The organism is Nonomuraea sp. NPDC049378 (assembly GCF_055586745.1).
In genome coordinates this window covers 62,249-82,609 of sequence record NZ_JBVJHP010000012.1, presented here as the reverse complement: position 1 = coordinate 82,609, position 20,361 = coordinate 62,249, and the positions used below count along the sequence as shown (strand labels likewise).

Below are 20,361 nucleotides of genomic sequence, written 5' to 3'. Positions count from 1 at the left end.
CTCATTTCCGCTCAAGCCCTGGATACGGAGCTCACTCTTGTCTGACTACGACCCCGTCGAGGTGACACCGTTGCATGCCGACGAGGTGTCCCGCATGGAGGCCGACGCCGTCGCGGCGATCAAGGCGGCCGACGACCTCGACGCACTCAAGCAGGCCAGGCTGGCGCACGCGGGTGACCGCTCGCCCATCGCCCTGGCCAACCGGGAGATCGGCGCCCTGCCGCCGGCCGCGCGCGCGGAGGCCGGCAAACGCGTCGGCGCCGCCCGAAAGGTGATCAACGAGGCGCTGGCCGCACGCCAGGCCGAGCTCGAGGCCGAGCGCGACGCGCGCGTGCTCGTCGAGGAGAGCGTCGACGTCACCCTGCCGTGGGACCGCCGGCCACGCGGCGCCCGCCACCCGCTCACCACGCTGCAGGAGCGCATCGCCGACGCGTTCGTCGCCATGGGCTACGAAGTGGCCGAAGGGCCCGAGCTCGAAGGCGAGTGGTTCAACTTCGACGCCCTCAACATCGCCAAGGACCATCCGGCGCGCTCCGACCACGACACGTTCTTCGTGGGCTCAACGGAGTCCGGCATGGTGCTGCGCACGCAGACCTCGCCGGTGCAGATCCGCGCGCTGCTCCAGCGCGAGCTGCCGGTCTACGTGATCTCACCGGGCAAGACGTTCCGCACCGACGAGCTCGACGCCACCCACACCCCCGTCTTCCACCAGACGGAGGGGCTGGCCGTCGACGAGGGCCTGACGATGGCCCACCTCAAGGGCACGCTCGACCGGTTCGCGGAGGTGATGTTCGGCAAGGGCATCTCGACCCGGTTCCGCCCCAACTACTTCCCGTTCACCGAGCCGTCCGCCGAGATGGACCTCAAGTGCTTCGTCTGCCGCGGCGCATCGGCGATCCCGGGCAACCCGCCCTGCCGCACCTGCAAGTCGGAGGGCTGGATCGAGTGGGGCGGCTGCGGCATGGTCAACCCGCGCGTGCTCATCGCGTGCGGGGTCGATCCGTCGCGATACTCCGGGTTCGCGTTCGGCATGGGCATCGAGCGCACGCTGATGTTCCGCCACAACGCCGAGGACATGCGTGACATGGTCGAGGGAGACGTGCGCTTCACGCTCCCGTTCGGAATGGAGATCTGATGAAGGTCCCGCTTTCCTGGCTGCGGGAGTATGTCGATCTCCCGGCGGTCACCGCCCACGAGGTGGCCGACAAGCTCACGGCCGCCGGGCTGAAGCTCGAGTCGATCACCTCGCACGGCCACGACGTCAAGAACGTCGTGGTCGGCGAGGTGCTCGCCATCGAGGAGCTGACCGGTTTCAAGAAGCCGATCAGGCACTGCAAGGTCGAGACGGGCGAGGCGACGCCGCGCGAGATCGTCTGCGGCGCCACCAACTTCGCCGCCGGTGACCGGGTGCCCGTCGTGCTGCCCGGAGGGGTGCTGCCGGGCGGGTTCGAGGTCGGGGCGCGCAAGACCTACGGGCGCATGTCCGAGGGCATGATCTGCTCCGAGCGCGAGCTCGGGCTCGGTGACGACCACAACGGCATCATGGTGCTGCCCGCCGGCACCCCGATCGGCGGCGACGTGGTCGAGCTGCTCGGCCTGCGCGACGAGGTGATCGAGCTGGAGATCACCCCCGACATCGGCTACGCGCTGTCGATCAGGGGTGTGGCGCGCGAGGTGGCGACCGCGTTCGGCGTGGCCTTCCGCGACCCCGGGGACGTCGAGCCGCCCGCCGCGACGGGGCCGTCGTGGCCGGCCTCCATCGCCGACCCGACGGCGTGCGACCGGTTCGTGCTGCGCGAGGTGCGCGGCTTCGACCCGGCCGCGCAGACCCCGCTCCCGATGCGGGTACGCCTGGCACGTGCCGGCATGCGTCCCGTGTCGCTGGCCGTCGACATCACCAACTACCTGATGCTGGAGCTCGGCCAGCCGCTGCACGCGTTCGACCGGGGCAGGCTGAGCGGTGAGATCGTGGTGCGCCGGGCCCGGCCCGGTGAGCGGCTGGAGACGCTCGACCACGTGGTGCGCGAGCTCGACCCCGACGACATCCTGATCACCGACCAGTCGGGGCCGATCTCGATGGCGGGCACGATGGGCGGCCTGGAGACCGAGATCTCCGACGGCTCGACCGACATCGTCATCGAGGCCGCTCACTTCTCCGCGACCGGCATCTCCCGCGAGTCCCGCAGGCACGGGCTCGTGTCGGAGGCGTCCAAGCGGTTCGAGCGCGGCGTCGACCGGGAGCTGCCGCTCGTCGCCTCGTGGCGGGCCGTGCAGTTGCTGGCCGAGCTGGGCGGCGCCACCGTGCAGCCCGGCGTCACGCACGCCGAGGTCGAGGTGTCGCCGGCGCGCATCGCGATCCCGGCGGGCCACCCCGGGGCCGTGGCCGGCACCACCTACTCCAAGGAGACCGTGGTCGCGCGGCTGCAGCAGGTCGGCTGCGTCGTCGTCGAGGGTGACGACGCAGCCGTGCGCCAGGGCGGTGTCGACCCGACCGGGGTCGTGACCGGCGGCGAGCTGGCGGCCAAGCTGGCCGTGACGGGCGACGACATGATCACGGTGACGCCGCCGTCGTGGCGGCCCGACCTCACCGACCCCAACGACCTGGCCGAAGAGGTCATCCGGCTGGAGGGCTACGAGAGCCTGCCCTCGGTGCTGCCCGCCGCCCCGGCCGGCGCCGGGCTCACCGAGGGTCAGCGGCTGCGCCGCCGGGTGGGCAGGGCACTGGCCGAGGGCGGCTACGTCGAGGTGCTCAGCTACCCGTTCGTCAGCGCCGCCGACTTCGACCACCTGCAGCTGCCCGCCGACGACGCGCGCCGCAACGCCATGCGGCTGGCCAACCCGCTGTCGGAGGACGAGCCGCTGATGCGCACGACGCTGCTGCCGGGGCTGCTCAAGACCCTGGTGCGCAACGTCGGGCGCGGGTTCGCCGACGTGGCTCTGTTCGAGAGCGGGCCGGTCTACCGGCCGCGCGAGGGAGCTCCCGAGGCGGCGCCGGCGCTCGGGGTGGAGCGCCGCCCGACGGCCGAGGAGCTCGCCTCGATCGAGGCGGCGCTGCCCGACCAGCCCTTGCGCGTCGCGGTCGTGCTGACCGGCGAGTTCGAGCGGTCCGGCTGGTGGGGCGCCGGCCGGCCGGCCACCTGGGCCGACGCGGTGCAGGCCGCCCGGCTGGTGGCGGCCGAGGCGCGGGCGGAGCTGTCCATCAGCGCCGACCAGCACGAGCCGTGGCACCCCGGCAGGTGCGCGGCGCTCTATCTCGGCGACACGCTGGTGGGCCACGCGGGCGAGCTGCACCCGCGGGTCATCGAGGCCTACGGCCTGCCGGCCCGCACGTCGGCGATGGAGCTGGAGCTGTCGCGGCTGGAGGCGGCCATGCCGGGCCCCGTCGAGACGCCTCCCGTCTCCGCCTATCCGGTGGCCACCCAGGACGTCGCGCTGATCGTTCCCGACTTCACGCCGGTGGCCGATGTCGAGGCGGCCCTGCGCGACGGCGCCGGTGAGCTGCTGGAGTCGATCCGGCTGTTCGACGTCTACGAAGGCGCGCAGGTGGGCGAGGGCAACAAGTCGCTCGCCTACTCGATGCGGTTCCGTGCGGCCAACCGGACCCTGACGGTCGAGGAGACCACGGCGGCGCGGGACGCGGCGGTGGCGATGGCGGCCGACCGCGTGGGTGCCCAGCTCCGCGGGTGATCGTTGGCAGAGGGCCGGTGCGGCGGGGCGCCGTGCCGGCCCTCTGCCCGGTTCCGCTCGCGTCCAGCGTGGTGAGGTCGAGTGGGGGATCCCCGCCTGCGCGCAGGGTGCGGGATGCGATCATCAGGCTATGAGTGTGCTTCTGGTGTTCGGCGAGCGGGATGACGCCGAAGAGGTCGCCGAGACGCTGGGGGAGTGGTTCCCCTCGTCGGGGGTGCCGCGGGTGGTGCGGGAGACGCTGGCCGGGGAGGACGACGCCGAGGACGCTCAGTGGCTGGTCGTCGTCGAAGGCATGGACGACCGCTCGCTGGCCAGGGTAAATGAGCTGGTCGCGCGGTATGAGGGGTGGCGGGAGGCGGGTTGAGGCTCAGATGCGGTCGATGTCGTCGAGGTCGATGTCGAGGTCGAAGGGGATCGTGAGCTTGAGCCTGTCGTGGTGGATCCCGGTGAGGGCGTAGGACTGGGTGGCGGGGTCGAGCTCGTACACGTAGACGACCGCCTTGCCTGAATGGTTCTCTATACGCCAGAAGTTGGGGATGCCAGCACCTGCATAGAGTTGCGGTTTGCGCTGGCGGTCGCGCGTTCTGGACTCCGGTGAGACCACTTCCGCCACCAGCAGGACATCCCGCGCGTGATAGAAGGTCTGTTCGGCGTGCTCCTCGGCGCCGGCGGAGATGACACAGAGGTCCGGCTCGGGGCGCTGGTCCCTGTCGAGGATGACGCTCATCTCCCGGCGCACCCTGAGATCTGCCGGTGTCGCGCGGCGCACTTCGCTTTCGAGAAGCGAGGTGACACGCATGTGGAAGGAGGCTTGAGGGCTCACGAAGACCAAGCTTCCGTCAATCAACTCTGTGTGCGCAGGCAAATCCGGAATGTGATCGAGGTCTTCTGCGGTGAACCCCTCAGGAGGGGGGAAAACCCAGTCGGGCAGCGAGGACGACGTCATCTCGATCACCGCTTCGGCAGTCATGGCTTAACGCTACCAATCTAATGTGCTCACGCCAGGTGAATGGGCGCACACACCGCGTACGGCTGCCCATCCGACGGATGGGCAGCTGGTCGGCGGTGAGGTCCGGCTCGCTACGAGGGTGGGGGAGCGGCCGGTCAGGGGGTGGGTTCCGGGGTGGCCGCCTCCCTGCGGGCCTTCTCCGCCAGGGCGTGCTCGTCCGTACGGGCGTCGTACCCGCGGAACTTCGGCAGGGCGGCGGCGAGTCCCAGGACGGCGGCGACGCACAACACGCCGCCGGCCCCGAGCGAGAAGCGGGTGCCGCCGAGGTTGGCCATCAGGCCGGCCCTGGCGTTGCCCAGCATCGGGCCGCTGGCGTAGGAGAGCAGCTCGATGCCCGCGAGGCGGCCGCGCAGTTCGCGCGGGATGGTCTGGTTCCACATGGTCATCCGGAAGATGCCGCTGATCATGTCGGCGGCGCCCGCCAGGGCGATGCAGACGACGATGAGCCAGACGTTCGTGGCCAGGCCGGCCAGGGCCACCGCGGCGCCCCACAGCGCGGCGGCGATGATCACGCCGAGGCCGTGGCGTCGCACGTTGGCCGCCCACCCGCCGGTGAGCGAGGCGATCAGCGCGCCCACCGCGCCCGCGGAGTAGAGCAGCCCCAGCGCCTGGGGCGCGCCCAGCTCGTCGGCGAGGAACGGGAACAGCGCCGTCGCCATCGCGAACACCATCGCGGCGATGTCCACCAGGTACGTGCCCATCAGGTCGCTGCGCCCCACCGCGTAGCGCAACCCGTCGACCAGCGACGTCAGCGACGCGGGCGCGGCGTCCTCGGCCGGCGGCAACGACCGGATCCGCCACAGCAGCGGCAGCGACAGCACGAAGGTCAGCGTGTCGAGCCCGTACGCGACCGCCGAGCCGTAGGTGGTCACGAGCAGGCCGCCGAGCGCCGGGGCGACGATGGCGCCGAAGTTCCAGCGCAGGCTGGTCAGCACCGCGGCCGCGCCCTGCTGCTCGTGCCTGACCACCTGCTGGAACACGGCCTCCATGCTGGGCCGTTGCAGGCAGGCGAGGCCGGTGGAGACGGCGCCGACCACGTACAGGACCCACACCTGGGGCGTGGGCAGCAGCGCGTTGGCCATGAGCGCGGCGGAGGTGACCAGCAGGCCGACCTCGCTCCACAGGATGATCGTGCGGCGGTCGTGCGCGTCGGCCATCGCCCCGCCCCACAGGCCGCACACCACCATCGGCACGAACTCCGCCAGGCTCACCAGCCCGACGGCGAGGTAGGAGCCGGTCAGTTCCTTCATCTGAAACGGGATCGCCACCATGGTGATGAACGTCCCGAACATCGTGATGACGCCGGAGACGAAGAGCAGGCGGTAGTCGCGGGAGTCGCGCAGCGGACTCACGTCGAGGGTGAGGTGGCGAAGAAGGCGTTTCACTGCGGCGAGCACGAGAGTGAATTGTCCGGGCGAACGTCGTGGCCGGGCAAACCGTTTTCCGCGGCACGCACGCGGCCGGGGTGCACCTTCTCCGGGGCACGGCGGGAGGCCCCCGGCGGAGCCGAGGGCCTCGGAGGCGCCGGGTCAGGCGGCGGGTGCCTGGTCGAGGAAGCCGAGCACCTTGCGGATCCGGCCGTCCTCCGCCAGTTCCACCACGTCGTAGCCGACCGCCACCGGCTCGCCGTCCGCCGGGCCCAGGTGCCAGGTGAACCTGGCGAGGTGGCGGTGCGCGTCGTACAGCTCGCCGGGTGTGAACACCATGCCGGGGAACATGCCCTGCGCGCCTTCGATCACGGCGGCGATCCCGGCGTGCCCCGCCACGTCGGCGAGCGGGTCGGTGTACGTGGCGTCCTCGGTCCACAGCTCGGCCACGGCCTCGGCGCGGGCCTGCGGGTCGGTCTCGTTCCAGGCGGCGATGTAGCGTTCCACGAGGGTCATGTCTTCTCCTTGGTCAGGTGGTGCGGGTCTTGCGCAGGCCGACGATCTGGAGCTCGGCGAACACGGCCACGAGCAGCGCCTGGGCGATGACCCAGACGGCGCCGGCGGTGGTGAGGTCCAGCGCGCCGGTGACGACGACGGCGATGCCGGCGAGGGTCCAGCCGATGTTCAGGGCGATGACCGCCCTGGTGGCGGCCGGGCTGATCGTGCGGCGCGGCGCTCGGCCGGCCAGCAGGCCGACCGCGGCGCCGTACACGAGGAGGAAGGCGCCGACGCCGCGCAGCAGGGCCGCGTCAGGACCGAGCAGAGCGCCTGCGGGTTCGGCGGCGGCCAGGTAGACCAGCCCGTTGCCGCCGGTGACGACGGCGTCGGCGGCCAGGACGAGACGCAGGAACCTCGTCCGGTCGGTGGTGACGGTCAGAGCGGTCATCTCAGCTCCTCCAGTGGGTCGGTGCGACACCTGAACGATGTCAGCCACGGGATAGGGGCCGCGATTACGCGCGAGGTAAGCGGGCACGCGAGCGGGCTCCGTGGAGGCGGTACGACCTCGGAGACTCCGTCTCTGTGAGGACCGTCACGTCGGCGCCGGACGTGATCGGAAAGCGCCCGGACGCCCCCGGAGGAGGGCGGCCGGGCGGGCCGGTCAGGTTCCCAGGATCTCCCTGCGCAGGCGGGTCTTGAGGATCTTGCCGCCGGGGTTGCGGGGCAGCTCGCCGTCACGGAACCACACGTGCACCGGGATCTTGAACGTGGCGATCCGGCCGGTCAGGAACGCCCGCAGCTCCTCCGCCGTGGCCGAGGCGCCCGGCGCCAGGCGGACGACCGCGCCGACCTCCTCGCCCAGCTCGTCGTGCGGCACGCCGATCACGGCCACATCGTCCACCGCCGGATGTTCGAACATGGCCGCCTCCACCTCGGCGCAGTAGACGTTCTCGCCGCCCCTGATCACCATGTCCTTGGCCCGGTCGACGATGTAGACGAAACCCTCCTCGTCGATCCTGGCCAGGTCGCCGGTGTGCAGCCAGCCGTCGATGAACGTCTGCGCCGTCGCCTCCGGCTTGTTCCAGTAGCCCAGGATGACGTTGGGACCGCGGACGCAGAGCTCGCCCACCTCGCCGGGCGGCAGCTCGCCGCCCGCGGGGTCGACCACCCGCACGTCGACGACGGGCAGCGGCCGGCCGATGCTGTCGGGCCTGGCCTGGTAGTCGGCGCCGCCGTTGCCGATGGCCAGGGCGCTCGTCTCGGTCATGCCGTAGCCGTTGGAGGGCGCGCGGTCGGGCAGGTTCTCGCCGATGCGCTCCAGCAGCCTGGGCGGTGCGGGGGCGCCGCCGTAGCCGAGGCTGGTCAGGGACGACAGGTCGTACGCGCCGAAGTCGGGGTGGGACATCAGCTGCCAGGCGTTCGTCGGCACCCCGATCATCCCGGTGATCTTCTCCCGCTCGATCAGGGCCAGGGCCTTGCCGGGGTCCCACTTGTACATGAGCACGAGGCCGCCGCCGCTGAACATGGAGGTGGTCAGGGCCGAGAAGGAGCCGGTGACGTGGAAGAGCGGAACCGTCAGCAGGGTGACCCGGCGGACGCCCGCCGAGGCGGCGGGGTCCTTGCCGGCCATGGCGAGCGCGCGCATGTGCCCGTACCCGACCGTCATGGGGGACTGGCCCAGGTTGCGGTGGCTGCCCAGTGCGCCCTTGGGGCTGCCCGTGGTGCCGGAGGTGTAGAAGATCGTGGCCGGGTCCTCGGGGGACAGCTCGACGTCGGGCAGCTCGACGCCGGCGGCGACCTCGCCGAGCACCTCCGCGAACGCGCGTGCCCCTTCAGGCGCCTCGCCCCTGGTGACGATCATCGGCACGCCGGTCGAGGCCAGCCTGGCGGCGCGCTCGCCGTCCGCGATCAGCACCTTGGCGCCGGAGTCGCGTACGCCGTAGGCCAGCTCGGCCTCCGTCCACCAGGCGTTCAGCGGTACGGCGACGGCTCCGGCCGCCAGCGCCGCGGAGAACGAGACCACCCACTCCGGATAGTTGCGCATGGCCACCGCAACCCGGTCGCCCTTGCGCACGCCGTAATCGTCGACGAGGCGGTGGGCGAGGGTGGCGGCGCGGCGGAAGTGCTCCTCGAACGTCATGTGCTCGTCCTCGTAGACGAGGAAGTCCTTCTCGCCGTGGAGCCTGCTCGTCCGCAGGAGTGCGCGGAAGTGGCCTGGAGCGTGTTTCCAGGTGCGGATCCCGGTGTCGCCGATCTCCTCGATCTCGAACAGCTGGCCGGGGCCGGTGAGCTGGTCCTGGGCCTGGGCGTGCGAAAGAGACATGCGCAGAACTCCCGCAGTGGACGATTATTCCGGAAAACACAGTACCGACCGGTAGGTACGTCACGCTAGACCAGGAAAGATAGGCAGATCGGGGGTTTCCGCGGCGGCCCGATCGGGGAAGGCTGCCTGATGCCGTGGCGGCCGGGCATCGGAGTGCGGCGCCTCCGGATGATGAAAGTTTCACATTCAAGCCGATAGTTTCTGGCTCCCAGCTGCACTTATACGTCGGGCTCGGGCTCGGCGTTGACCGCGTGGGTGCATCTCCATACCGTCTCCGGTGCGATCCTGTTCGGGTCGAAAACTTTCGGGACCGAGTGCCTGCCTCCGGAGGTAGATGTCCGTGCGTTCGTCCTCGCTCATCAGAGCCCTCACCCTGGTGGGGATGCTTCTGACCTTCCTCCTCCCCGTCACCTCGGCCGAAGCGTCCGCCCCCCTGCGGACGCACGCGCAGAGCCGGGGCAAGTTCATCGGTGCGGCGCTCGCCACCAGCCCGCTGTCCAACGAGACCGCGTACCGCACCATCGCGGCCACCGAGTTCAACCAGATCACCGCTGAGAACGTGATGAAGTGGGACACCACCGAGCCCAACCAGGGCCAGTTCAACTTCTCCGGCGCCGACGCCATCGTCAACTTCGCCACGCAGAACAACCAGCAGGTCCACGGCCACACGCTCGTCTGGCACAACCAGACGCCCGGATGGGTGCAGGGCCTCGGCGCCGGCGCCATGCGTGACGCGATGGAGAACCACATCGCCCAGGTCGTCGGGCGCTACGCCGACAACCCCGCGGTGGTCTCGTGGGACGTGGTGAACGAGATCTTCGAGGACAACGGCAGCTGGCGCTCGTCGTTCTGGTACAACAGGCTCGGCGAGAGCTTCGTCGCCGACGCCTTCAGGGCCGCGCGCGAGGCCGACCCCGACGCCCGGCTGTGCATCAACGACTACAACGTCGAGGGCATCAACGCCAAGAGCACCGCGATGTACAACCTCGTCCGGTCGCTGCGCCAGCAGGGCGTGCCCGTCGACTGCGTCGGCTTCCAGGGCCACCTCGCCATCCAGTACGGCTTCCCGAACGACCTGCAGCAGAACATGGAGCGCTTCGCCGCCCTCGGCGTCCAGGTGCGCATCACCGAGCTGGACATCCGCATGCAGATGCCCAGAAACTCCTCCAAGGACGCCACCCAGGCGACCTACTACCGCAACGCCGTCAACGCCTGCCTGGCCGTCAGCGCCTGCGCGGGCGTGACGATCTGGGGCTTCACCGACAAGCACTCGTGGGTGCCGGACACGTTCCAGGGGGAGGGCGCGGCGCTCATCTACGACGAGAACTACCAGAAGAAGCCCGCCTACGACGCCGTGCACGACGCGCTCGACGACGGCTCGAGCAACGACGACACCACGGCGCCGAGCACGCCCGGCACGCCGTCGTCGAGCAACGTCACCGCCAACTCCGCCAGGCTGACGTGGACCGCCTCGACCGACAGCGGGGGCAGCGGGCTGGCCGGGTACAACGTCTACCGCGAGCAGGGAGCCAGCGACACGCAACTCGGCACGACCACCACCAACTCCATCACCCTGACCGGGCTGAGCCCCGAGACCGAGTACGTGGTGTACGTGCGGGCGCGCGACGGCGCCGGCAACCTGTCCGGCAACTCGTCCACGACCACGTTCACCACGGCCGAGGGCGGCAGCGGAGGGGGCGGCTGCACCGCCGCCGGCACCGTGCAGACCCAGTGGGGCAACGGGTACGTCGTGCAGCCGGTGACCGTCACCAACACCGGCACGTCGGGCATCTCCGGCTGGACCGTCACCTTCACCCTGCCGTCCGGGCACACGCTGGCCGGCTCGTGGAACGCCGCCGTGACCGTCAGCGGGCAGACCGTCACCGCCAGGAACGCCGGCTACAACGGCACCCTGGCGCCGAACGCCAGCACCAGCTTCGGCTTCCAGGTCACCCGTCCGAACGGGAACACGCAGACGCCGTCCGGCTACACCTGCGCCTGACGGTCACGGCGATCCCCCGGGGAGGCCCCCGGGGGATCGCCTGCCGCCGTGCCGCCGCCGTGCCGGAGCCGGGGCGGTCAGGGCTCCAGAGTGACGCCTTCGCGCCGGAGGTCCTCGATGATGCCGTCGACGAGCTTCGTCGCGGCCGTGTGGTGGAGGCGGCCGCCGTCGCGCAGCTCGCGGACGGCGGGTACGGGGTCGGGGTCGGCGAACAGCCGCTCGTCGGCGTGATCCGCGGGGCGGCCGGTCGGGTCGAGCGTCCACCAGGAGGCCTCGAGGGCGATGCCGTTGGGGTCGCTGAAGTAGATCGAGCGCAGGAAGCCGTGGTCGATGACGTCGGTGACCTCGCAGCCGTGCGCCTTGAGCCGGTCGCGCATCCGGTTGAGCGCGTCCTCGTCCGGCAGGTGCAGGGACAGGTGGTCGAACTGCGCCGCCCTGGCGTACGGCACGCCGGCGGGCTTGGCGAAGCTGTCGATGGGCTGGTCGGTGTATTCGAAGAAGGCGACGGTGTTGCCGGGCCCCACTTCGAAGAAGTAGTGCCTGAACGCGGGGACGGCGAGGGTGGCGACCAGCCGGGCATCGAGCACGCCGTGCCAGAAGCGCACGGTGGCGTCCATGTCCGCGGTCACCAGGGCGAGGTGGTGCACGCCGCGCCAGTGCACCGTTGCGGGGGTCGCAGCCATGCGACAACCGTACGCCTTTCAACCATCCCTGTTGGGGCAGAATGTCCTTCCGGTGGCGCTCGTCACGGGGCGGTGGCGCAGTGTTCGCCGCTGCCGCCGGCGTAGCTGAGGCATGCCTCGTCGCCGCTGACGAGCGGCGTCACGGGCCGGAACTCTCCTTCGATCGCCTCGCCGAGGTCCTGCGTGGAGACGGAGCCGGAGGCGGGGGAGCCGTTGACGGTGAAGGACAGGCCCACGGGAGCCGTCGCGTTGTTGATCTTGAACCAGAGGCGGAAGTCGCCGGGCGCCCCGCGGACCTCCTGGCAGACGGGCGTGTCCGGCAGGCAGACCAGCACCGACGAGGGGGAGGGCGGCGCGGCCAGCGCGGCCGCGGGAGAGAACGTCGCGGCGAGGGCGAGCATCCCGGCCGCCGTGACCGCCGTGACCCCGAGGGCTCGCGGGAGGCGGGGGTTCGGACGCGAACTGGCCTGCGAGGGCATGAAAGCTCCGTTCTCAGCCGAATGGTGACATTTATGTCTAACGTTCAGTCAGACTTTCGGCAAGAGGTCGGGCCCTCCGCAGGCCGGATCGTACGCCCGGCGGACCTCAGCCCTTCACCGAGCCGGCGAAGCTGAACGAGCCGGCCAGATACTTGTTCACCGCCACGTAGAGGATCACCGCCGGGGCCGTGTAGAGGATGGAGAACGCGGCCAGCTGGCCGTAGGCGACCTGCCCGTACTGGGAGAAGAAGGTGTAGATGGTCACCGCGGCCGGCTGCTTCTCCGGCGTGTCCATCAGCACGAACGGGGCGAAGAAGTTGCCCCACTGCCCGACGAACACGAAGATCGCCACCACCGCGATGCCCGGCGCCATGAGCGGGCCCACCACGGTCGTCAGCGACCGCATCCAGCCGGCGCCGTCCACCCATGCCGCCTCCTCCAGGCTCACCGGCACCCCGTCCATGAAGTTCTTCATCATCCAGATCGAGAACGGCAGCGAGCTGGCCGTCAGGAACAGCACCATCGCCGGCACGGAGCCGTACAGGTTGAAGCGGAAGAACATCGCGTAGACCGGCACCAGGACCGCCGTCATCGGCAGGCCGGTGGTGAACAGCAGCGTCAGCATGAAGTGCCGGCGGTAGCGGAGCTGGTAGCGGGAGAGCGGGTAGGCGGCCAGGCCGGCGACGAGCACGGTCAGGATCGCCGTGGACCCCGAGATCACGATGGAGTTGATCAGCGGGAGGATCAGCGTCTCCCACGTCAGCACCGCCGTGAAATTGTCCAGCGAGAAGTTCAGGGTCGGCTGAGCGGCGAGGGTCGCCTCCGGCTGGACCGACGAGATCACCACCCACAGGAACGGGCCGAGGAAGGCCAGGCAGATGATGAGGAGCGACAACCCCGCCGCTCCGCGGGCCGCGAGCCTGGTCACGCGTCCTCCACTTTGATCAGGCGCAGGTAGATCAGCGAGAACAGGGCGCCGATCACCAGCATGACGAGGGCGATCGCGGAGCCGTAGCCGATCTCGAAGTAGCGGAACGCCTGCTCGTACATGTAGAGCGGCGTGGTCTGGCTGGCCGTGCCCGGCCCGCCTCCGGTGAGGGCGTAGATGAGGCCGAAGCTCGCCAGGGTCTGCAGGGTGATCAGCATGAGGTTGGCCATGATGGATCTGCGGATCAGGGGCAGGGTGATGTGCAGCAGGCGGCGGCCCGGGCCCGCTCCGTCCACGGCGGCGGCCTCCACCAGGTCCTTCGGCACCTCGGAGAGGGCGGCCGAGTACACCAGCATGGAGAACGCGGTGCCGCGCCAGACGTTGGCCAGGATCACCGCCAGCATCGGGGCCGTGTAGAGCCACTCCTGGGAGATGCCGAGCACCGAGTTGAGCGTGCCCTCCTCGGCCAGGAACGAGAACCAGCAGGCCGCCGCCACCACCTCGGGCACCACCCAGGCGGCGATGACGACGCCGTTGACGGCGCTGCGCGTCACCCGGCCGCGCCCGCGCTGGAGCAGGGCGATGATCAGCCCCAGGGTGTTCTGGCCGATGACGGCCGACCCGATCACGAAGACGAACGTGAGGACGAACGAGTTGATGAAGTTCGGGTCGTTGAAGAGCCTGGTGAAGTTGGCCACGCCGACGAACTCGGAGTTGACCGAGGCCGAGCCGGTGAGCGTCTCGTTGGTGAAGGCGACGTAGACGCTCCACAGGATGGGGCCGGCGAGGAAGAGCGCCAGCAGGACGATGGCCGGCCCCAGGGGGAGCAGCCAGCGCAGCACCCCGCGCCGCGACGAGCCGCCGGGGGGCGTGCTCGTCACGGGCGGGGCCGGCGCCGTGGCGACCGTCATTTGGCCAGCACCTTGTCGGGGCCGCCCACGGCGGTGGGCAGCGCCTTCGCGTAGGCGGCGGTGGCCTCCTCAGGAGTCCGCGCGCCCGTGGTCACGGACTCCAGGGCCTCCTGGATCTGCGCCGACACCTTCGGGTACTCCTCGAACGCCGGCCGGTAGTGGGTCACCGAGGCCAGCTCGGTGAAGAACTTCACGCTCGGGTTGTCGCCCGTGTACTTCGGGTCGGCCGCGACGTCCTTGCGGGGGGCCAGGTCACCCGAGCCCAGCGCGTACGTCAGCGAGTTCTCCTTGTTGGTGGCCACCGCGATGAAGTCCCACGCCTCCTGCTTGTTCTTGGCGTAGGAGCTCATCGCCATCACCCAGCCGCCCGACATGCTGACCGCGCCCGGCTCCTCGCCGTTCTGCGTCGGCATGGCCGTCCAGCCCATCTTGTCCTTCCACTCCGCCCACGGCTTGGTGCTGGTCGGCTTCCACGCCGAGGCGGTCCACGCGCCGTCGAGCGCGATGCCCAGCTTGGCGTTGGGGAACCACTCGTAGTTCACCTTGTCGGCCAGCTTGGCGTTGTGCGCGTCGGCCTGCTTGGGCCCGAGCTCCTCGCGGTAGATGGTGTTGACGAACGTCAGCGCGTCGGTGAACTGCTTGCCGCCGGCCACCCACTTCTTCTGCGCCTCGTCGTAGAGGGTGCCGCCGGGCGTGCCGTACAGGAGCATCTCGAAGCCCTGCATGGTCGACGCCTCACCGTGGATCTTCGTCGAGTACATGGTGAAGGGCAGGACGCCGGGCAGCTTCTGCTTGATCGTGCGGGCGGCCGTCAGGACGTCGTTCCAGGTCTTCGGCTCCCACGGGACGGGCAGGCCGGCCTTGGCGAAGACGTCCTTGTGGTACCAGAGGCCGCGCGTGTCGGTGCTGATCGGGACGCCGTAGATCTTGCCGTCGCCACCCTTGGCGGCCTGCTTGACCGAGTCGGGGAACTGCTCGCTCCAGTCGGGCCACTTGGCCAGGTAGTCGTCCAGGGGGGCCAGCTTGCCCGCCGCGACGTCGGCGTTCACCTGGAACGTGTCGTGCAGGTAGACGTCGGGAGCCGAGTCAGGAGACCGGTTGAGCAGGGCCAGCTTGGTGTAGTAGGCCTCGTTGTTGCCCTGGACGGGCGTGAGTTTGATGGTGACGCCGGCGTGAGCGGCTTCGTACTGCTTCTTGGCGTCCGTGAGCATCTTCTCCAGATGCGGCCACGTCGGCTCGACCTTGTAGAGGACCTCGAGTTCCTTGCTGCCGGAGGTGTTCTGCTCGGTGTCGGCGCCACAGGCGGCCACGGCTGTCAGCAGCAGGAGGGAACCGGCCAGCATACGTCTCATCACGGGCTCCCGGTGGTTCTTGGGTTGCCAGGGAAGTTTCCTTGGGGTTGCCGAGAAGCTAAATCTATTTGATTTACAAAGTCAACAGTTTGTGTGATATTGGCGACATGCAGCTGGGCACGAACCTGCCCAAGGTGGGGAGCTACAACCGCGCCGTGGTGCTGGAGGCGATCCAGGCCTCCGACGGGATCAGCCGCGTCCAGATCGCGGCCCGCACCAGGTTGACGGCGCAGACCGTGTCGGTGATCGTCCGCCGGTTGCTGGAGGAGGGGCTGGTCATCGAGGACGGCTCCACACCGTCCAACGGGGGCAAGCCGCGCACGATCCTGCGGGTCGACCCGGGCGCCGGCTACGCCATCGGCGTGCACTTCGACCCCGGGGAGATCTCCTGCGTGCTCGCCGACCTGGCCGGGCGGCCGGTCGCGCGGCTGCGTCAGCCGGTGCGGCCGGGACGCCGGCCGGACGCCGTGGTGCGGCAGATGGCCAGGGCCGCGCGGCGCATCCTCAGGGAGGCGGGGGTCGCCGACGGCAAGGTGCTGGGGGTGGGCCTGGCCTGCCCGGGGCCGCTGGACGGCGACGGCGTGATGATGTCGCCGCCGCGGCTGCCCGGCTGGGACCAGGTGCCGATCAAGAGCCTGCTGGAGGAGCACACCCGCTTTCCCGTCACCGTCGACAACGACGCGACCGCCGCGGCGATCGGGGAGCGGTGGGCCGGAACGGCGCGGTCCACGCCCAGCTTCGCCTACCTCTACCTGGGAACGGGCATCGGGGGCGGGATCTTCCTCGACAACCAGGTCTATCGCGGGCGGTCGCTCAACGCCGCCGAGTTCGGCCATATGACGGTCGAACCGGACGGCCCCGAGTGCTACTGCGGCAACCGGGGATGCGTCGAGGCCGTCTGCTGCCCGAGCGCCATCGAGGCGGCGCTGGGCAACGGATCCGACCACGCCGCCATCTGCGCGGCGGCCGCGCGCGGCGAGCCCGAGGCCCGCGCCGTGATCGAACGCGTGGCCGGGCGGCTGGCCGACGCCGCCGTGAGCGTCGTGAACATGCTCGACATCGACCTGCTCGTGCTCGGCGGGCCCGCGCTCAGGGAGGTGGGCGGGATCTACCGCGAGGTGGTCGCGGCGGCCGTGTCGAGCAGGTCGCTGGCCAGGAGGCTGCACGCGGTCCAGGTGGAGACCTCGCCGATCGCGGCGGACGCCGCCGCGATCGGCGCGGCCTCGCTGGTCTTCCACGCCACCTACGCGCCCCGCCTGGGGGCGCTGCTCAGCGGCTGAGCGGGCCGCCCGGCCCTCGCCGGGCGGCCCTGACGTGATCACGCGGCCTGATCACTCGGCCTGATCACGCGCGCTTGAGCCGCAAGGTCACCAGCTCGAACGGGCGCAGCGTCAGCGGCACCGGGCCGTCGTGGCGCCGCGGCTCGGCCGTGGGACGCTCCAGCAGGTCCGTCTTGACCACCTGCGCCACCGGGAAGCCCGGCGTCAGCGTGGCCCGCGCCCGGCCGCCCCTCGACTCGTGGAAGCGCACGATCACGTCGCCGCTCTCGTCGTCGGCCAGCTTGACGGCGGTCACCACCACCGCGTCGTCGTCCACCGTCACCAGCGGCGCCACCTCGGCGTCGCCGGGCACGCGGCGCTCGGGCAGGTTGACGACATAGCCCTCGCGGACCGCGTCGCCGATCGTGGCGCCCGGCACGAGCGCGTGGCGGAAGCGGTGCACCCCCTGGTCGGTCTCCGGGTCGGGGAAGCGGGGGGCGCGCAGCAGCGAGACGCGTACGGTCGTCGTCGTGCCCGCGTCACCGGCGGTGCGGGTGACGTCGTGGCCGTAGGTCGAGTCGTTGACGAGCGCGACGCCCCAGCCCGGCTCCTCCACGTGCACGAAGCGGTGGTTGCAGGCCTCGAACTTGGCCGCCTCCCAGCTCGTGTTGGTGTGCGTGGCGCGGAAGACGTGGCCGTACTGGCTCTCGGAGGCGTACCGGTCGGCGTGCACGTCCAGCGGGAAGGCCAGCTTCAGGAACTTCTCCGTCTCGTGCCAGTCGACCTCGGTGTCGATGTCGAGCCGCCGGCCGGACAGCGTGAAGACCTGCGTCACGCTCGACGAGCCGAAGGAGCGGCGGACACGGACCGAGCCGTCCGCCAGGCTCACCTCGTCGGCCTCGGTCAGGTCGGTGCCCGTGTTGCGGTAGAACTCGTCGACGTCCCAGGCGTCCCACTTGTTGGGGAAGTCGGGGTGCAGCTGCAGCAGCCCGGCCACCTGGCCCGGGGCGACCGTCTCCCGGTCGGCGGCCACGTCGTGGACCGACACGATCAGGCCGCAGGCGTCGACCTCCACCCTCAGCAGGCCGTTGTCCAGCACGTAACCGCCGCCGTCGCGCTCGCCCGCGGAGGTCCGCACGCCGGCCTCCGGCCGTGCCGCGCCGCCTGCGGGGACGCCGCGGCGGGCGTGCGGGGCGCCGTTGAAGACGAGCGTGCCGCCGGAGGCGTCGCCGGCCAGCGCGCGCTGCGCGGTGTCGATGACGGCGTTCAGCTCCTTCGCGACCAGTTCGTACGTCCTGCGCGCCTCCCGGTGCACCCACGCGATCGACGAGCCGGGCAGGATGTCGTGGAACTGGTGCAGCAGCACCGTCTTCCAGATCCGGTCGAGCTGCGCGTACGGGTAGGGCGCACCGGCGCGCACGGCCGCGGTCGCCGCCCAGAGCTCGGCCTCCCGCAGCAGGTGCTCGCTGCGGCGGTTGCCCTGCTTCGTCTTGGCCTGGCTGGTCAGGGTCGCCCGGTGCAGCTCCAGGTAGAGCTCGCCGGCCCAGACCGGCGGGTGGGGATATTCCGCCTCCGCCTTGGCGAAGAAGGCGGCCGGCGTCTCCCACGTGACGGCGGGCGAACCCTCCAGGTCGCGTACCCGGGCGGCCTTGGCGACCATCTCGCGCGTCGTGCCGCCGCCTCCGTCGCCCCAGCCGGTCGGCGCGAGCGAGTGCCGGGCGACGCCCTTGTCCTTGAAGTTGCGGGCCGCGTGGGCCAGCTCGCCGCCCGTCATCGAGCAGTTGTAGGTGTCGACGGGCGGGAAGTGCGTGAAGATCCGGGTGCCGTCGAGGCCCTCCCACAGGAACGTGTGGTGCGGGAACGTGTTCGTCTGGCTCCACGAGATCTTCTGCGTGAGCAGCCGCTTCGACCCGGCCGCCTTGATGATCTGCGGCAGCCCGGCCGCGAAGCCGAACGTGTCGGGCAGCCACACCTCCTCGTTGTCGACGCCGAACTCGTCGATGAAGAAACGTTTGCCGTGCACGAACTGCCGGGCCATCGCCTCAGAGCCGGGCATGTTCGTGTCGGACTCCACCCACATGCCGCCCGCCGGGACGAAGCGGCCGGAGGCCACCGCCTTGGTCACCTTCGCCCAGACCTCGGGCCGGTGCTCCTTGATCCACGCCCACTGCTGCGCCTGCGACATGGCGAACACGAAGTCCGGCTCGTCCTCCAGGAGCGCCGTCATGTTGGACGCGGTGCGGGCCACCTTGCGCACGGTCTCGCGCAGCGGCCACAACCAGGCCGAGTCGATGTGGGCGTGGCCGACGGCGCTGACGCGGTGCGCCGACGGCACGGCGGGGGCCGACAGCACGCCGGTCAGCTCGGCCCTGGCGGCGGCGGCCGTGCCGTTGACGTCCTGGAGGTCCACGGCGTCCAGCGCCCGGTTGACGGCCCGCAGCACCTCGTAGCGGCGGGCGCCGTCGACGGGCAGCTCGTGCATCAGCTCGCCGAGCACCTCCAGGTCCATCACGAGCTGCCACACGGTCTCGTCGAAGACGGCCAGGTCCATGCGGGTCAGCCGGTAGAGGGGGTCGTTCCCGGCCGTCTCCTTGTCGCCGAGCCGGGTCGGCTGGAACGGGTGGCGGCCGAGGATGACGGGGTTGGAGGCGGCCTCGACGTGCAGGCGCACCCGCTCGCCGCCCTTGACGGGGGCGCCGACGCGGACCCACTGGTTGCGCGGGTTGAGCCCCTTCACCGGGGTGCCGTCGGGGAGGTAGACCAGGCCCTCGCACTGGAAACCGGGCATGTCCTCGTCGAAGCCCAGGTCGAGCAGGGCTTCGACGGTCCGGCCCGCCCACCGCTCCGGCACCGTGCCGGTGACGGTGAACCAGCTGGTGCCCCACGGCGCGCCCCACGCGTCGCCCACCGCGATCGGCTCAGGCGTCGCGGCCAGCCCTTCGGCGACCGGTACGGGCTCGTCCGGCGCATGCCAGACGGCCACCTCCAGCGGCACCGAATCGGGGTGAAGGGCGGGGCGGATCCGCTCGTTGAGCACACGCTTCAGGCGGGCTTCGACCAGGTCGCGGTCGTCGTGCATCAGGGACTCCTTACACAAAAAGGGGGATTGTCAGCCTTTGATGGCGCCTTCCTCCACGCCCCTGAAGAAGAAGCGCTGGAGCGCCGCGAAGACGATCACGATCGGCAGGAAGGAGATCATCGTGCCTGCCGCGATCAACCGCGGGTTGGCGCTGAACGTGCCGTTCAAATACTGCAGGCCGACCGTGAGAGTGTAGTTGGCGGGGTCGGTCAGGACGATGAGCGGCCACAGGAAGTCGTCCCAGGCCCCGATGAACGCGAAGATCGTGACCACGCTGAGTATGCCGCGCACGTTCGGCAGGCCGATGTGGCGCAGCCGCTGCCACGCCGTCGCCCCGTCGATGATCGCGGCTTCGTCCATCTCCCGGGGGATCGCCTGGAACGCTGTACGCATCAACAGCACGTTAAGCATCCCGATCGCGCCCGGCAACGCCACCCCGAGCAGGGTGTCGGCCAGACCGAGCGAGCGGACGGTGACGTACTGCGAGACGATCGTCACCTCGCCGGGCAGCACCAGCGTCGCCAGGAACAGCCCGAGCAGCAGCTTCGCGCCCCTGAAGCGGAGCTTGGCCAGGGCGAACCCGGCGATCGTGGCGCCCACGGCGTTGCCCGCGACCACGATGGCGGCCACGACCAGCGAGTTGGCCGCGTACGACCACACGGGGACGGTCTCGGCCACCTCGGCGTAGTTGGCGAGCGTCGGCTGCTGGGGCAGGAAGCTCGGCGTCCGGGTGTAGATGTCCTCCTGGACGCTCTTGAGCGAGGTGGACAGCTGCCACAGGAAC

The 20,361-nt window shown here is 70.6% G+C and carries 17 protein-coding genes; 5 read left to right on the top strand and 12 right to left on the bottom strand.

Annotated elements, in window-relative coordinates; translation table 11 throughout:
• Window positions 1-94 precede the first annotated feature (94 nt).
• The 3 genes from pheS to ACZ6SA_RS25710 all read left to right on the top strand — a co-directional run bounded on the left by pheS (window position 95) and on the right by ACZ6SA_RS25710 (window position 4,051).
• Window positions 95-1,135 carry a phenylalanine--tRNA ligase subunit alpha gene (pheS, locus tag ACZ6SA_RS25720; protein WP_465831180.1) on the top strand — a complete coding sequence of 347 codons (1,041 nt, stop codon included), beginning with the start codon at window positions 95-97 and terminating at the stop codon, window positions 1,133-1,135.
• Window positions 1,135-3,687: a phenylalanine--tRNA ligase subunit beta gene (locus tag ACZ6SA_RS25715; RefSeq protein ID WP_465830910.1), complete on the top strand. Its 2,553-nt coding sequence runs from the start codon at window positions 1,135-1,137 to the stop codon at window positions 3,685-3,687. Before pheS ends, ACZ6SA_RS25715 begins: the two co-directional genes overlap by 1 nt.
• Window positions 3,688-3,817: 130 nt before the next feature.
• The gene (locus ACZ6SA_RS25710; RefSeq protein ID WP_465830908.1) at window positions 3,818-4,051 is read left to right on the top strand and encodes a hypothetical protein; all 234 of its coding nucleotides are present in this window, start codon (window positions 3,818-3,820) and stop codon (window positions 4,049-4,051) included.
• A gap of 3 nt (window positions 4,052-4,054) precedes the next feature.
• Here the strand turns inward: ACZ6SA_RS25710 and ACZ6SA_RS25705 are convergent, their stop codons facing one another.
• The 5 genes from ACZ6SA_RS25705 to ACZ6SA_RS25685 all read right to left on the bottom strand — a co-directional run bounded on the left by ACZ6SA_RS25705 (window position 4,055) and on the right by ACZ6SA_RS25685 (window position 8,884).
• Window positions 4,055-4,657, bottom strand: coding sequence for a Uma2 family endonuclease (locus ACZ6SA_RS25705; RefSeq protein ID WP_347648896.1), 603 nt, complete (start codon window positions 4,655-4,657; stop codon window positions 4,055-4,057).
• Window positions 4,658-4,791: 134 nt separating this feature from the next.
• Window positions 4,792-6,093 (bottom strand): MFS transporter, encoded by a 1,302-nt coding sequence (locus ACZ6SA_RS25700; RefSeq protein WP_347648895.1) that lies wholly within the window; start codon window positions 6,091-6,093, stop codon window positions 4,792-4,794.
• 132 nt (window positions 6,094-6,225) lie between these two features.
• Window positions 6,226-6,579: a nuclear transport factor 2 family protein gene (locus tag ACZ6SA_RS25695; protein WP_347648894.1), complete on the bottom strand. Its 354-nt coding sequence runs from the start codon at window positions 6,577-6,579 to the stop codon at window positions 6,226-6,228.
• Window positions 6,580-6,592: 13 nt separating this feature from the next.
• Window positions 6,593-7,009: a hypothetical protein gene (locus ACZ6SA_RS25690; RefSeq protein ID WP_347648893.1), complete on the bottom strand. Its 417-nt coding sequence runs from the start codon at window positions 7,007-7,009 to the stop codon at window positions 6,593-6,595.
• Window positions 7,010-7,222: 213 nt separating this feature from the next.
• A complete protein-coding gene (locus ACZ6SA_RS25685) occupies window positions 7,223-8,884 on the bottom strand; it encodes a class I adenylate-forming enzyme family protein (RefSeq protein WP_443154165.1) in 1,662 nt (553 codons plus the stop codon).
• A gap of 382 nt (window positions 8,885-9,266) precedes the next feature.
• On the opposite strand from ACZ6SA_RS25685, the gene ACZ6SA_RS25680 reads away from it, so the two are divergent.
• On the top strand, window positions 9,267-10,886 hold the full coding sequence (locus ACZ6SA_RS25680; protein WP_347648891.1) for an endo-1,4-beta-xylanase: 1,620 nt from the start codon (window positions 9,267-9,269) through the stop codon (window positions 10,884-10,886).
• 77 nt (window positions 10,887-10,963) lie between these two features.
• Here the strand turns inward: ACZ6SA_RS25680 and ACZ6SA_RS25675 are convergent, their stop codons facing one another.
• The 5 genes from ACZ6SA_RS25675 to ACZ6SA_RS25655 all read right to left on the bottom strand — a co-directional run bounded on the left by ACZ6SA_RS25675 (window position 10,964) and on the right by ACZ6SA_RS25655 (window position 15,239).
• Complete coding sequence (locus ACZ6SA_RS25675) at window positions 10,964-11,569, bottom strand: VOC family protein (RefSeq protein ID WP_347648890.1); 606 nt, start codon at window positions 11,567-11,569, stop codon at window positions 10,964-10,966.
• 62 nt (window positions 11,570-11,631) lie between these two features.
• On the bottom strand, window positions 11,632-12,048 hold the full coding sequence (locus ACZ6SA_RS25670) for a hypothetical protein (RefSeq protein ID WP_465830904.1): 417 nt from the start codon (window positions 12,046-12,048) through the stop codon (window positions 11,632-11,634).
• Between the two features lie 106 nt (window positions 12,049-12,154).
• Complete coding sequence (locus ACZ6SA_RS25665) at window positions 12,155-12,976, bottom strand: carbohydrate ABC transporter permease (protein ID WP_347648888.1); 822 nt, start codon at window positions 12,974-12,976, stop codon at window positions 12,155-12,157.
• Complete coding sequence (locus ACZ6SA_RS25660) at window positions 12,973-13,887, bottom strand: carbohydrate ABC transporter permease (RefSeq protein WP_347648887.1); 915 nt, start codon at window positions 13,885-13,887, stop codon at window positions 12,973-12,975. Before ACZ6SA_RS25660 ends, ACZ6SA_RS25665 begins: the two co-directional genes overlap by 4 nt.
• Window positions 13,884-15,239: an extracellular solute-binding protein gene (locus ACZ6SA_RS25655; RefSeq protein ID WP_465830901.1), complete on the bottom strand. Its 1,356-nt coding sequence runs from the start codon at window positions 15,237-15,239 to the stop codon at window positions 13,884-13,886. Before ACZ6SA_RS25655 ends, ACZ6SA_RS25660 begins: the two co-directional genes overlap by 4 nt.
• 107 nt (window positions 15,240-15,346) lie before the next feature.
• Here ACZ6SA_RS25655 and ACZ6SA_RS25650 point away from each other — a divergent pair, with 107 nt between their 5' ends.
• Window positions 15,347-16,519, top strand: a complete 1,173-nt coding sequence (locus ACZ6SA_RS25650; RefSeq protein ID WP_347648885.1) for an ROK family transcriptional regulator — start codon at window positions 15,347-15,349, stop codon at window positions 16,517-16,519.
• A gap of 64 nt (window positions 16,520-16,583) precedes the next feature.
• On the opposite strand, the gene ACZ6SA_RS25645 is transcribed toward ACZ6SA_RS25650, so the two are convergent.
• Both ACZ6SA_RS25645 and ACZ6SA_RS25640 read right to left on the bottom strand, forming a co-directional pair.
• Window positions 16,584-19,577 carry an alpha-mannosidase gene (locus tag ACZ6SA_RS25645; protein WP_465830899.1) on the bottom strand — a complete coding sequence of 998 codons (2,994 nt, stop codon included), beginning with the start codon at window positions 19,575-19,577 and terminating at the stop codon, window positions 16,584-16,586.
• A 30-nt stretch (window positions 19,578-19,607) separates the two neighbouring features.
• Complete coding sequence (locus tag ACZ6SA_RS25640) at window positions 19,608-20,255, bottom strand: carbohydrate ABC transporter permease (RefSeq protein WP_465830897.1); 648 nt, start codon at window positions 20,253-20,255, stop codon at window positions 19,608-19,610.
• Window positions 20,256-20,361: the final 106 nt, after the last annotated feature.

Coding starts and splice junctions, on each gene's coding strand:
- pheS (WP_465831180.1), top strand. CDS start 95: ATGGAGGCCGACGCCGTCGCGGCGATCAAGGCGGCCGACGACCTCGAC.
- ACZ6SA_RS25715 (WP_465830910.1), top strand. CDS start 1,135: ATGAAGGTCCCGCTTTCCTGGCTGCGGGAGTATGTCGATCTCCCGGCG.
- ACZ6SA_RS25710 (WP_465830908.1), top strand. CDS start 3,818: ATGAGTGTGCTTCTGGTGTTCGGCGAGCGGGATGACGCCGAAGAGGTC.
- ACZ6SA_RS25705 (WP_347648896.1), bottom strand. CDS start 4,657: ATGACTGCCGAAGCGGTGATCGAGATGACGTCGTCCTCGCTGCCCGAC.
- ACZ6SA_RS25695 (WP_347648894.1), bottom strand. CDS start 6,579: ATGACCCTCGTGGAACGCTACATCGCCGCCTGGAACGAGACCGACCCG.
- ACZ6SA_RS25690 (WP_347648893.1), bottom strand. CDS start 7,009: ATGACCGCTCTGACCGTCACCACCGACCGGACGAGGTTCCTGCGTCTC.
- ACZ6SA_RS25685 (WP_443154165.1), bottom strand. CDS start 8,884: ATGTCTCTTTCGCACGCCCAGGCCCAGGACCAGCTCACCGGCCCCGGC.
- ACZ6SA_RS25680 (WP_347648891.1), top strand. CDS start 9,267: ATGCTTCTGACCTTCCTCCTCCCCGTCACCTCGGCCGAAGCGTCCGCC.
- ACZ6SA_RS25675 (WP_347648890.1), bottom strand. CDS start 11,569: ATGGCTGCGACCCCCGCAACGGTGCACTGGCGCGGCGTGCACCACCTC.
- ACZ6SA_RS25670 (WP_465830904.1), bottom strand. CDS start 12,048: ATGCCCTCGCAGGCCAGTTCGCGTCCGAACCCCCGCCTCCCGCGAGCC.
- ACZ6SA_RS25660 (WP_347648887.1), bottom strand. CDS start 13,887: ATGACGGTCGCCACGGCGCCGGCCCCGCCCGTGACGAGCACGCCCCCC.
- ACZ6SA_RS25655 (WP_465830901.1), bottom strand. CDS start 15,239: ATGAGACGTATGCTGGCCGGTTCCCTCCTGCTGCTGACAGCCGTGGCC.
- ACZ6SA_RS25650 (WP_347648885.1), top strand. CDS start 15,347: ATGCAGCTGGGCACGAACCTGCCCAAGGTGGGGAGCTACAACCGCGCC.
- ACZ6SA_RS25645 (WP_465830899.1), bottom strand. CDS start 19,577: ATGCACGACGACCGCGACCTGGTCGAAGCCCGCCTGAAGCGTGTGCTC.